Raw genomic sequence first — 11,169 nt, 5'->3', positions numbered from 1 at the left:
GACTCAATATGTGGGCGGTGAGGTTTGCCCACCCGCCGCCCACCACGCCCGCGCCGACCTGGGTTTTCGCCGATGCCGGTGGAGATCCTCCAAGTCATCGACGCGGCCGACGCGTTCGCCTCCCCCTTGCTCGACACGGTCGCACCTGCAACCGTTGCGGCGCGATCACCGCCTTCCCTGCCCCGCCGTGACGCCCGCTTCCGGACCTCCCGCACACCCCCTCTCCCCGAACGGAATCCGCATGCCTCTCGACGCCGCGCGCCGTCGCCGCTGTGCCGTGGTGGGACTCGGCGCCCGCGCCCAGCTCTTCACCGAGGCGCTCGCCGGTCCCTACGCGGACCGGATCGAGCTGGCCGGCTTCTGCGATGTCAACGCGCACCGCATGGCCGTCCACAACGACTGGATCGCGACCGCCCACCCCGGCCGCCCGCCCATACCCACGTACTCCGCGGACGACTTCGAGGAAATGCTGCGCCGTGAGCGCGTCGACCTCGTCGTGGTCTGCACCGTCGACCACCTGCACGACCACTACATCGTGCGGGCGCTCGAAGCGGGCTGCGACGTGGTCACCGAGAAGCCCATGACCACCAGCGCCGAACGCGCCCGCCGCATCCTCGACGCCCGGCGCCGCACGGGCCGTGAGGTGCGGGTCGCCTTCAACTACCGCTACAACCCCGTGCACTCGGCGGTGCGTGAGCTCCTCGCGGACGGCGAGATCGGCGAAGTCGGCTCGGTGCACTTCGAGTGGCTGCTCGACCTGCGGCACGGCGCGGACTACTTCCGCCGCTGGCACCGCGACAAGGCCAACTCGGGCGGACTGATGGTGCACAAGGCCACCCACCACTTCGACCTGGTCAACTGGTGGCTGGGCGCGCGGCCCGAGACCGTCTACGCGCAGGGCGGGCTCTTCTTCTACGGCGACGACGCGGGCGACCGGCGCGGCCTGGCCCGTGACTACACCCGCGCCCATGGCTCCGCCGCCGCCGAAAGCGACCCCTTCGCCATCCGCCTGGCCGACTCCTCCGTGCTCAGCGCCCTCTACTTGGACGCGGAGGCGGAGGACGGCTACCACCGCGACCAGAACGTGTTCGGGCCCGGGGTGAGCATCGAGGACGACATGGCGGTCCTCGTGCGGTACTCCTCCGGCGCGACCCTCACCTACCACCTCACCGCGTACGCGCCCTGGGAGGGCTATCGGATCGCCTTCAACGGCAGCGAGGGACGCGTCGAGCTCCTCGTGGAGGAATCCACCTGGACGCGCCCCGACGTACGGAACGACGGCGCGAGCGCCGTCCTGCACGGTGCGGCGGTCGGCGACGAGGCGGGCCGCACCCAACTGCTGCTTCGCCGCTTCTGGGAGGAACCCCGGGAGGTGAAGGTGCCCACGGGCGAGGGCGGGCACGGCGGCGGGGACGTGCGCATGCTGGCCGATCTCTTCGGCGAGCGGGCCCCCGGCGACGCCGACTCCCTGGGCCGCGCGGCGGACGCGGGCGACGGAGCCCGTTCGCTGGTCACGGGCCTTGCCGCGAACCACTCCTTCGCCACGGGGCTTCCGGTCGACGCACGCGGCCTCCTGGACATCTGAAACGACGTCCGGGCCGGCCCGCGTGGGCCGGCCCGGACGTCCTGCTCAAAGCTGTCGGACTCAGACGAGGTCGAACCGGTCGAGGTTCATGACCTTGTCCCAGGCCGCGACGAAGTCCTTCACGAACTTCTCCTTGGCGTCGTCGCTCGCGTAGACCTCGGCGAGCGCGCGCAGCTCGGAGTTCGAGCCGAAGACGAGGTCTGCGCGGGTGCCGGTCCACTTGACCGCGCCGCTCGCGTCACGGCCCTCGAACTCGTCCTGCGCCGCGGACGTCGACTTCCAGGTCGTCCCCATGTCGAGCAGGTTGACGAAGAAGTCGTTCGACAGGGTGCCCGGCTTGTCGGTGAGCACGCCGTGCTTCGACCCGGCGTGGTTGGCGCCCAGGACGCGCAGACCGCCGACGAGGACCGTCAGCTCGGGCGCGCTCAGGGTCAGCAGGTTCGCCTTGTCGATCAGCAGGAACTCGGCCGGCAGGCGGTTGCCCTTGCCGACGAAGTTGCGGAAGCCGTCGTTGGTCGGCTCGAGCGCGGCGAACGACTCGACGTCCGTCTGCTCCTGCGCGGCGTCGACACGGCCCGGCGTGAACGGCACCTCGACCTGGACGCCACCGTCCTTGGCCGCCTTCTCGACCGCCGCGGAGCCGCCCAGGACGACCAGGTCGGCCAGCGAGACCTTCTTGGCACCCGAGTTGAAGGAGGACTGGATGCCTTCGAGGGTGCGCAGCACCTGCGCGAGGTCGTCCGGGTTGTTGACCTCCCAGCTGCGCTGCGGCTCCAGGCGGATACGGCCGCCGTTGGCGCCACCGCGCTTGTCGCTGCCGCGGAAGGAGGACGCCGCGGCCCAGGCCGCGGAGACCAGCTGCGAGGTGGTGAGGTCCGAGCCGAGGATCTGCTCCTTGAGGGAGGCGATGTCCGCGGCGTCGATCTGCTGGCCCTCGGCCGCCGGCAGCGGGTCCTGCCACAGCAGCACCTCGGAGGGCACCTCCGGGCCGAGGTAGCGCACGACCGGGCCCATGTCACGGTGCGTCAGCTTGTACCAGGCACGGGCGAACGCGTCCGCGAACTGGTCCGGGTTCTCGTAGAAGCGCCGCGAGATCTGCTCGTAGACCGGGTCGAAGCGCAGCGACAGGTCGGTGGTGAGCATCATCGGGAGGCGCTTCTTCGACGCGTCGAAGGCGTCGGGGATGATCGCCTCGGCGTTCGTCGCCACCCACTGGTGGGCACCCGCCGGGCTCTGGGTGAGCTCGTAGTCGTACTCGAAGAGGTGCTTGAAGAAGTCGTGGCCCCACTTGGCGGGGGTGGTGGTCCAGATGACCTCGAGACCACTGGTGGTGGCGTCGGGGCCCACGCCGGTGCCGTGGGAGTTCTTCCAGCCGAAGCCCTGCTGCTCCATGGGCGCGGCCTCGGGGTCGTCGCCGACGCTCTCGCTCGGTCCTGCGCCGTGGGTCTTGCCGAAGGTGTGGCCACCGGCGATGAGCGCGACGGTCTCCTCGTCGTTCATCGCCATGCGGCGGAACGTCTCACGGATGTCGCGGGCCGCGGCGACCGGGTCCGGGTTGCCGTTGGGGCCCTCGGGGTTGACGTAGATGAGACCCATCTGGACCGCGCCGAGCGGCTTCTCCAGCTCGCGGTCGCCGGTGTAGCGCTCGTCGTCGAGCCAGGTGGTCTCGGGGCCCCAGTACACGTCCTCGTCGGGCTCCCACACGTCGGCACGGCCGCCGGCGAAGCCGAAGGTCTTGAAGCCCATCGTCTCCAGGGCGACGTTTCCGGTGAGGACCAGGAGGTCGGCCCAGGAAAGGCTCTGGCCGTACTTCTGCTTCACCGGCCAAAGGAGCCGGCGGGCCTTGTCGAGGCTGACGTTGTCCGGCCAGCTGTTGAGCGGCGCGAAGCGCTGCTGGCCGGCACCGGCTCCGCCGCGGCCGTCGCTGATCCGGTAGGTGCCCGCGCTGTGCCAGGCCATGCGGATCATCAACGGGCCGTAGTTGCCGAAGTCGGCGGGCCACCAGTCCTGCGAGGTGGTGAGGACCTCCGCGATGTCCCGTTTCACGGCCGGCAGGTCGAGGGTGCTGAACGCCTCGGCGTAGTCGAATTCCTCGCCCAGGGGGTTGGCCACGGCGGGGTTCTTGGCGAGGATCTTCAGGTTGAGCCGCTCCGGCCACCACTGGCGGTTTCCACCGCCCTGGGTCGGGTGCGGCGCGCGACCGTGTACGACCGGGCAGCCGCCAGTCTCTTCCGGCTTCGGGTCGGTGACGATCGCGTCATGGTTCTCAGTCATGGGAATCCTTCCGGACGGGGCGGATCACGGTGCTCAGGAACTGCGAACGGCAGAGCAGTCGGGGGCGACGGGGGTGCGGCAGGCAGGATGGTCCAACGGGGCGGGTTCCTGTATCAGTCGCAGGCCGAGGACGCCCACCTGCTGGGCGGAGTGCTTCTCCGCGAGCGGGGTATCGGATGCCGGGGCGTACGGACACGCCTCCTGAAGTCACGCGCTGTTCCCTGCTGTTGCCCTGTCCCTTGGCCGTCGGCCGGAACTGATCCTACGATGGACTAAGTCCAAGTCAATACGACAGACGGGTCCGTACGAATTCATTCGTCAGACAATGCACAGTTAGGCTGGTAGGCATGAGCGATCTTCTGGAACGGCTCCGCGGACGTGGCTGGAGGATGACCGCGCAGCGCCGGGTGGTCGCCGAGGTGTTCGACGGTGAACACGTCCACCTGACCGCTGACGAGGTGCTCGCGCGTGCCACGGCCCGGCTGCCGGAGATATCTCGCGCCACGGTCTACAACACCCTCGGTGAGCTGGTCTCCCTCGGCGAGGTGACAGAGGTGTCCACCGGCCGCGCGAAGCGGTACGACCCCAACGCCCATCACCCCCACCACCATTTGGTCTGCTCGAGCTGCGGCGCCATCAAGGACGTACACCCCGGCGGCGACCCGCTGTCGGCGCTGCCCGCCTCGGAGCGGTTCGGCTTCACCGTCTCCGCGGCCGAGGTGACGTACCGGGGAGTGTGCCCGGACTGCACCGCATCCGGCTGAGCGGCGTGGCGCGGTCCGGGCACCGGTCCGCTGTCCCGATGCCCCCGAGATGACGGATCTTGTGGCTGAACTCCTCGCCCGGAGCAAGGAATTCGTCCGGCTGTGGGACTCCCGCGACGTGAGCGCCGATCCCACGCCGCGCAAGACCTTCCAGCACCCGCTGGTGGGTCTCGGTCACCGTCGATTGCGACGTCCTCGACATCACCGACCGGGACCAGCAGGTCGTGATCCGCACCGCCGCCCCCGGCTCACGCTCGGAGGAGGCGCTGCGGCTCCCCTCGGTCATCGGAACCCAGCGCATGGACGTGCCCCGCTGAGCCACATATGGCGAGTGTTACGGCGCCATCTCGTACTCCCCGGCCAGCGCCTCGACGCGCTCCCACACCCGCGCCGAGCGTGCGTCGTCGACGACCGGGCGCCGCACCGCGCCGAGCGCCCAGCTCTGCTGCTGAGCGGTGGCGGAGTCCTTGCCGTGCAGTTCGACGGCGTGCGCGGAGAAGTCGCGTACGAGAACGGCGAACAGTTCGTCGAGCACGTCCCCGTCGAGGCCGGTCAGGCGCGCCTGCTCCAGGATCAGCTGGCCGTGCACGACAAGGGCGAACAGTTGACCGACGGAGAGGAGAAGGTCGAGGTCGCGGCTCTGCTCCTCGCCGGGGGCGGCCGTCTTGACGAACTCGCAGAGGGCGTCGGCCTGTTCGCGGAAGCGGGCGACGTTGGGCACATCGGCGTACGCGTCGTAGGCGGTGCGCCAGTCGTGGAAGCGTACGGAGCCCAGGCCTCGGGCCGGTCCCTGCCGGAAGAGGAACGCGTCGTCGGCCGCGTCGAGCCGCGTCGGCACGGGCTCGTACTCGGCGGGGTTCAGCAGGTGGTTGCCCATGAACTTGAGGATGAGCGCGAGGTTGACGTGGACGGTGCCCTCCAGCTTCGGCAGGCCGCGGATCTCGACGGCGGCCTGGGCGAAGTAGGTGTCCTTCTCGAAGCCCTTGGCGGCGATCACGTCCCACATCAGATCGATGACCTTCTCGCCCTCCGTGGTCACCTTCATCTTCGTCATGGGGTTGAAGAGCAGGTAGCGGCGATCGTCGGGGCCCGCTGAGCGGAAGTAGTCGACGGCACGGTCACTGAACAGCTTCATCCCGACGAGGCGGACATACGCGTCGGTCAGCTCGCGGCGCACGTGTGGGAAGGCGGTGACGGGGCGGCCGTAGAGGATGCGCCCGGTGGCGTGGGTGACGGCCTCGTACATCGCGTGCTCGCAGATGCCGATGGAGGCGGTGCAGAGGTTGAACTTGCCGACGTTGACGGTGTTGAGGGCGGCGTCGAAGGCGGCGCGGCCGGTGTGCAGCACGTCGTCGGGGCCGACCGGATAGTTCTCCAGACGGAACTCGCTGACGTACTTCGACGAATCGACGACGTTCTTGACCAGGTGGTACGACGAGTGGCGGCTGTCGGCGGCGAAGAAGACGTAGCCGTCGGGGCCCTCGACGTCGGTGCGGCGGCCGAAGACGGAGACGAGTCCTGCCGCGTTGCCGTTACCGATGTAGTACTTGGAGCCGCTGGCCCGGAAGCCGCCATCGCCGTCGGGCTCAAGGAGCATGTCCGTGGAGTAGATGTCGGCGCCGTGGGTCTTCTCGGACAGGCCGAAGGCGAACACCTCACCCTGGGAGAGGAGTTCCGCCGCGCGGGTGCGGGCAGCCTCGTTCTCGCTCTGCCAGACCGGGCCGAGGCCGAGGATGGTGACCTGCCACGCGTACCAGTAGTCGAGCCCGTAGAAGCCGAAGATTTCGTTGAGGGCGGCGATCCGCGCGGTGTCCCAGCGCGCGTCCGGCTTCCCCCCGGCGGCGGCCGGGGTGAGGAAGGTCGCGAAGAGCCCCTCCTTGGCGGAGAAGTCGAGGAAGTCCGCCAGCCAGGCGCGGGTGCGGTAGTCCTCGATCAACTGACGCTTGCCACGGGCCTCGAACCAGTCGACGGTGGCGCGCAGCAGCCTGCGGGTCTCGGGGTCGAACTGCTTCGGGTCGTAGGTGCGCGGGTTGAACAGCAGCGGGTCGGCCATGGGTGTTCGCCTTTCCGGCTCGGGAGGTTGGGGATGTTCGGCGGGTGAGGGGTGGCGGAGTGGAGGAGCGATGGGCCGGGTCAGTCCGCGGGGCCGAGCCGGTGGAGGGTGTCGAGCACGTCGTCGAGCCAGGCGAGCGTCATCCGTTCGTACGCGATGCCGCCGCGCAGCACGACATGCTGGAGCTCCCGTCCGGCATCGGGCGTGGTGGGCGCACAGGCATCGGGCCAGGTGAAGTCACGCCGCTCCCCCGCCAGATAGCGCGCGAGGCGGTCGGCGTGCGCCTGGCGATGCCGCTCGACCTCGCGGATCAGCGCGCCCGGGTCGTCGAAGGCGGCACCGCGGATCTTCACGGCGAGCTCGTGCCGCACGCTCTCGGGTTCGATCGGCTCGTGCAGCCACCGCGAGAGCACGGACCGCCCGAGGGCGGCGACGGAGTACTCCTTCTTGTCCGGCCGTGCCTGCTGCGGCACCTCGCGGACGTCGATCCACCCGTCGCTCTCCATGCGTTTGAGCACCCGGTAGATCTGCTGATGGGTGGCGGTCCAGAAGTAGCCGATGGACCGCTCGAACCGCCGGGCCAGCTCATATCCGGAGCCCGGCTGTTCCAGCAGCGAGACGAGGATCGCGTGCTCTAGCGCCATGCCCCGATCCTGCTATGCAACTCGTTGCATAAACAAGTGGGGCCGTCCTGGTGAGACACGGCTCACCCGACGATCGGGGACCGCTCTTCGCGCCGGTGCGGCGCACGTCCTCGGTGGAACGGCGCACGGCGAGAGTGTGACGAGCCATGAGCGGGCCGACGAAGACCAGTAGCGCGGTGAGTTTGGCCAGACCCGGCGCCATCCGCGGCCATCGGGCCGTCGTCGACACCGCCAAGCACGGCTTCTCTTTCGAGGTACTGCTCGATCTCACTCTCGAATCCCAGGACTCCGAAGCCGTCGAGCGGTTCGAACGGACCTTCGCCGAAGCCGATGAGGTCGTCGAGCTGCGCCGCTCGTTCGGCAGCCCCGACTGTTTCGTGCGCATCGCCGTCGCCGTCGCCGAAATGGCCGCGTACGAGACGTTTCCCAGCGGGCGGATCATGACCATCCCGCGCACCAAGAACGCCCCTTCACACTTCGCCATGGAGAACGTCGAGCCGGTGCCGTGGACCGGTGGCACATAGGGCGGGGCGCCCTGACGGGTGTCCCGATCCGTCCCCTCCAAACCCCTTTACGGCGAGACACTTTCGCGGGCGCACGTGCTGGTTGCCAGGCGCGTGTGGCTTGAGGGATGGTTGCTCAAAGGCAACGTTCCTTCTACTCGATGAGGTGAGGGATTCGCGTAGCGAGTCCTCAATTTTTGGTCTCTCCCCCAGCGCACATCGGCGCCGTGTCAGAGCACGACTCACCGTTGAGCCGTGCTCCCTATCCCGTCCTCGTCGCTGACGTCGAAGGCACCATCGTGCTGCGCAGTGACGCGGCAGGTGCGCTCCTGCCCGGGGCCCTCCCCGGAACGGTCCTCACTGATGTGGTCCCCACCTGGCTCTCCGCCGCGCATGACGCGCTGAGGGCGCCTGGGCGGCGCGGCGGGCAAGCAGCGGACACACCGGTCTCAGGGACCGTCAGCGAGCGCAGCTTCGAGGCACACTCCAGCTTGCAGGACGATGGCACCGTGGTGTGGTGGCTGGTCGACGACACCGATCACCAAGCGGTCCGTGAGGCCCTGCGAATGGAGCGTGAGCGGACCGAGTTCCTGGCCAAGGCCTCCAACCTGCTGCTCTCCTCCCTGAATCTGGAGCGCTGCATGGATGTGACCGCGCAGCTGGCCGCGGAGCACCTCGCCGATGCCGCGCTGGTCATCGCGCCCTCGCGCGGGCAGCGGCTGCCCGTGGTGACGTGCCTGTACGGCGCCGCACCCGTCCGGTCCCAGGAGTCGGTCGATCCGGACGACGTGCCCGGTCTCAGCGAGGCGCTGCGCGGATTCCCACCGGTGCCTTCACGATGGATCGACCCCTCCGTCGCACCGGACTGGATGGTGCCCGAGGACTTCGGTCCTGTCGGCTCGATAGTGATCACCCCGCTGCCCGGTCACGGTGTCGCAGCCGGTGCGCTCGTCCTGCTGCGCCGCTCCGGCACGGAGGCGTTCACGGGCGGTGAGGAGGTCTTCGCCCGGCTGTTCGCCACGCGCGCCGGAGCCGCCATGTCGGCCGCACGTCTGTACGCGGAGCAGATCTCCATCACCGAGGTCCTGATGCGGGAGCTGCTTCCCCCCTCGCTGCACCAGATCTCCGGAGTGGACTTCGCCGGTGGCTACCGCCCCTCGGAGGACCATGAGCGGATCGGAGGGGACTTCTACGACGTGCACCCCGCCACCGTCGAGGGCGCAGAGTCGTTCGTGGCGCTCGGGGATGTCTGCGGCAAGGGTCTGGAAGCCGCCGTACTGACCGGCAAGATCCGCAACACCCTGCACGCTCTGCTTCCCCTGGCGGACGACCACCAGCAGATGATCAGCCTGCTGAACACCGCTCTGGTCAATTCCCATCACACCCGGTTCGCCACGCTGGTGCTGGCTTCCGCCGTGCGGGAGGGCAGCGAGGTGAGCCTGCGGCTGACCAGTGCCGGTCATCCGGCTCCGCTGATCGTCCGTGCGGATGGCGTGGTGGAGGAGGCCGAGACACGCGGCACGCTGGTGGGGGCGATCCCCGAAGCCCGTTCCCACACCGCTGCTGTCACACTCGCGCCCGGGGAGTCCTGCGTCCTCTACACCGACGGGATCACCGAGGCCAAGGGCGGGCCGTTGGGCGGGGCCGAGTTCGGCGAGAAGCGGCTCCAGCGTGTCCTCACGGAGTGCGCGGGCATGCCGTCCGCGGGCATCGTGGAGCGTGTCCAGATGCTCGCGTCCCAGTGGGTCGGAAAGGGGCGGCACGACGACATGGCCGTCGTGGTGATCTCCGCGCCACGCACCCACTATCTCAGTGCGGTGAACGGCCACACTCGGGGCAGGTACACGGCATGAAGACCCGTACGCCACACCGGCCGGCAGCCGGCGAAACGGTCCGGCAACTGGCCGACGAGCTCTGGGAAGCCGTGTCGACGGCCGACGAGTACGCGGCCACCGACGTGGTGCTGCACGCCCTGGACGACGGCGTCGCACCAGAGAGCGTGCTGCTCGATGTGATCGCGACGGTGCAGGGCAAGGTCGGTGAGGAATGGGCCGCCAACCGCCTCACCGTGACCCAGGAGCACGCGGCGACCGCCATCAACGAGCGGGCGGTGGCCGCGCTCTCCGTGCACCCGGCCGCACGCACCACCCCGGACCGGGGCAGGATCACGGTGGCCTGTGTGGACGGCGAATGGCACGCGCTGCCCGCGCGCCTGCTGGCCGAGGTCCTCAAGCTCCGCGGCTGGCACGTCGACTACCTCGGCGCGCAGGTCCCCGCACCCCACCTCATAGCCCACCTGCACCGCACCGACACCGACGTGGTCGCACTCTCCAGCTCGATCGCGGCCCGGCTGCCCACCGCGCACGCCGCGATCACCGCCTGCCAGGCCGTCGGCGTACCCGTGCTCGCCGGTGGAGCCGCGTTCGGACCCGACGGCAGGTACGCCCGCCTGCTCGGTGCCGACGCCTGGGCTCCTGACGCCCGAGCCGCGGCCGACCGGCTCGCCCGGGCACCGCTGCCGCGCCCGCTCCCCGATCACCAGCCCATCGACGACCTGCCCCACCTGGAAGACCAGGAATACACCATGGTCTCCCACAGCAGGACCACCCTCGTGCGCTCCGTCTTCACCGCCCTGCAAGACGCGTTCCCCGCCATGCGCACGTACAGCGAAGCGCAGCGTGAACGCACCGCGGAAGACCTCGCGCACATCGTGGAGTTCCTCGCCACCGCCCTCTACGTCGGCGACGAGGACCTCTTCACCAGGTTCATCACCTGGACCGCCCAGATCCTCACCGCTCGCGGCGTACCCGCGCACAGTCTGCCGCCGGCCCTGAGCATCCTGGCGCGCGAGCTCAAGGACTTCCCCAGAGCCACCCGAACCCTCGAACACGGCATCGACGCACTCACGCCGGATCACCCTCTCACCGCCAGAAAGCCCGCATGACCTCCACGCCACCCTCCCCTCTGCGCCTGACCACGGTCGGCACCGAGGACACCGTCCGTATAGAGCTCGACGGCGATCTCGACCACGACAACGCCGACCATCTCCTGCGGGCCGTCACCGACAAGCTCGCCGAACACCCGCTCCTCGGCGACCTGCACCTGCACTGTGCGGGGCTCGACGTCATCGACTCCATGGGGCTCTCGATCCTGCTGATGATCCACCGCAGGACCAGCGCGGCGGGCGTCCGGCTCCATCTGGACGACCGCACCGCGAAACTGGATCGGCTCCTGACCCTCACCGGTACCCTGGACCATCTGACGGCGCCCCTCACCGGGCACCGTGAACTCCCCCCTCGGCAGCACGGCATGACCCCCGATGACTAGCGGGGAAGCGAGACCGGCC

Annotated in this window: 9 protein-coding genes and 1 pseudogene; 7 read left to right on the top strand and 3 right to left on the bottom strand. The window is 69.4% G+C overall.

Annotation, left to right across the window (positions count from 1 at the left end; translation table 11 throughout):
- The first annotated feature begins 241 nt into the window (after nt 1–241).
- Nucleotides 242–1,585: a Gfo/Idh/MocA family protein gene (locus ACZ5CR_RS00820; RefSeq protein WP_468852227.1), complete on the top strand. Its 1,344-nt coding sequence runs from the start codon at nt 242–244 to the stop codon at nt 1,583–1,585.
- Between the two features lie 60 nt (nt 1,586–1,645).
- Here the strand turns inward: ACZ5CR_RS00820 and katG are convergent, their stop codons facing one another.
- Nucleotides 1,646–3,859 (bottom strand): catalase/peroxidase HPI, encoded by a 2,214-nt coding sequence (katG, locus tag ACZ5CR_RS00815; protein ID WP_468852224.1) that lies wholly within the window; start codon nt 3,857–3,859, stop codon nt 1,646–1,648.
- A 347-nt stretch (nt 3,860–4,206) separates the two neighbouring features.
- On the opposite strand from katG, the gene ACZ5CR_RS00810 reads away from it, so the two are divergent.
- Entirely contained in the window at nt 4,207–4,623 is a 417-nt protein-coding gene (locus ACZ5CR_RS00810; protein WP_468852221.1) for a Fur family transcriptional regulator, read from the top strand.
- Between the two features lie 19 nt (nt 4,624–4,642).
- Nucleotides 4,643–4,940, top strand: a pseudogene (locus tag ACZ5CR_RS00805) (MmyB family transcriptional regulator); the annotation flags it as partial.
- 17 nt (nt 4,941–4,957) lie between these two features.
- On the opposite strand, the gene ACZ5CR_RS00800 reads toward ACZ5CR_RS00805, so the two are convergent.
- A complete protein-coding gene (locus ACZ5CR_RS00800) occupies nt 4,958–6,676 on the bottom strand; it encodes an acyl-CoA dehydrogenase family protein (protein ID WP_468852220.1) in 1,719 nt (572 codons plus the stop codon).
- A gap of 80 nt (nt 6,677–6,756) precedes the next feature.
- The gene (locus ACZ5CR_RS00795; protein WP_468852218.1) at nt 6,757–7,320 is read right to left on the bottom strand and encodes a PadR family transcriptional regulator; all 564 of its coding nucleotides are present in this window, start codon (nt 7,318–7,320) and stop codon (nt 6,757–6,759) included.
- Nucleotides 7,321–7,466: 146 nt separating this feature from the next.
- On the opposite strand from ACZ5CR_RS00795, the gene ACZ5CR_RS00790 reads away from it, so the two are divergent.
- The 4 genes from ACZ5CR_RS00790 to ACZ5CR_RS00775 all read left to right on the top strand — a co-directional run bounded on the left by ACZ5CR_RS00790 (nt 7,467) and on the right by ACZ5CR_RS00775 (nt 11,150).
- Entirely contained in the window at nt 7,467–7,844 is a 378-nt protein-coding gene (locus tag ACZ5CR_RS00790) for an Lrp/AsnC family transcriptional regulator (RefSeq protein WP_468852216.1), read from the top strand.
- A gap of 206 nt (nt 7,845–8,050) precedes the next feature.
- A complete protein-coding gene (locus ACZ5CR_RS00785; RefSeq protein WP_468852213.1) occupies nt 8,051–9,676 on the top strand; it encodes a PP2C family protein-serine/threonine phosphatase in 1,626 nt (541 codons plus the stop codon).
- Nucleotides 9,673–10,767 carry a cobalamin B12-binding domain-containing protein gene (locus tag ACZ5CR_RS00780; protein WP_468852211.1) on the top strand — a complete coding sequence of 365 codons (1,095 nt, stop codon included), beginning with the start codon at nt 9,673–9,675 and terminating at the stop codon, nt 10,765–10,767. Before ACZ5CR_RS00785 ends, ACZ5CR_RS00780 begins: the two co-directional genes overlap by 4 nt.
- Nucleotides 10,764–11,150 (top strand): STAS domain-containing protein, encoded by a 387-nt coding sequence (locus ACZ5CR_RS00775; protein ID WP_468852210.1) that lies wholly within the window; start codon nt 10,764–10,766, stop codon nt 11,148–11,150. The genes ACZ5CR_RS00780 and ACZ5CR_RS00775 overlap by 4 nt, the downstream gene beginning before the upstream one ends.
- Nucleotides 11,151–11,169: the final 19 nt, after the last annotated feature.

Source organism: Streptomyces sp. NPDC031274, assembly GCF_055570235.1.
Note: the sequence above shows the minus strand (reverse complement) of the source record. Positions and strands in the feature narration are given on the sequence as shown.

Excerpts from the sequence above, each read along its gene's own strand:
- katG (WP_468852224.1), bottom strand. The coding sequence starts at position 3,859 with ATGACTGAGAACCATGACGCGATCGTCACCGACCCGAAGCCGGAAGAG.
- ACZ5CR_RS00780 (WP_468852211.1), top strand. The coding sequence starts at position 9,673 with ATGAAGACCCGTACGCCACACCGGCCGGCAGCCGGCGAAACGGTCCGG.
- ACZ5CR_RS00790 (WP_468852216.1), top strand. The coding sequence starts at position 7,467 with ATGAGCGGGCCGACGAAGACCAGTAGCGCGGTGAGTTTGGCCAGACCC.
- ACZ5CR_RS00810 (WP_468852221.1), top strand. The coding sequence starts at position 4,207 with ATGAGCGATCTTCTGGAACGGCTCCGCGGACGTGGCTGGAGGATGACC.
- ACZ5CR_RS00820 (WP_468852227.1), top strand. The coding sequence starts at position 242 with ATGCCTCTCGACGCCGCGCGCCGTCGCCGCTGTGCCGTGGTGGGACTC.
- ACZ5CR_RS00775 (WP_468852210.1), top strand. The coding sequence starts at position 10,764 with ATGACCTCCACGCCACCCTCCCCTCTGCGCCTGACCACGGTCGGCACC.
- ACZ5CR_RS00795 (WP_468852218.1), bottom strand. The coding sequence starts at position 7,320 with ATGGCGCTAGAGCACGCGATCCTCGTCTCGCTGCTGGAACAGCCGGGC.
- ACZ5CR_RS00800 (WP_468852220.1), bottom strand. The coding sequence starts at position 6,676 with ATGGCCGACCCGCTGCTGTTCAACCCGCGCACCTACGACCCGAAGCAG.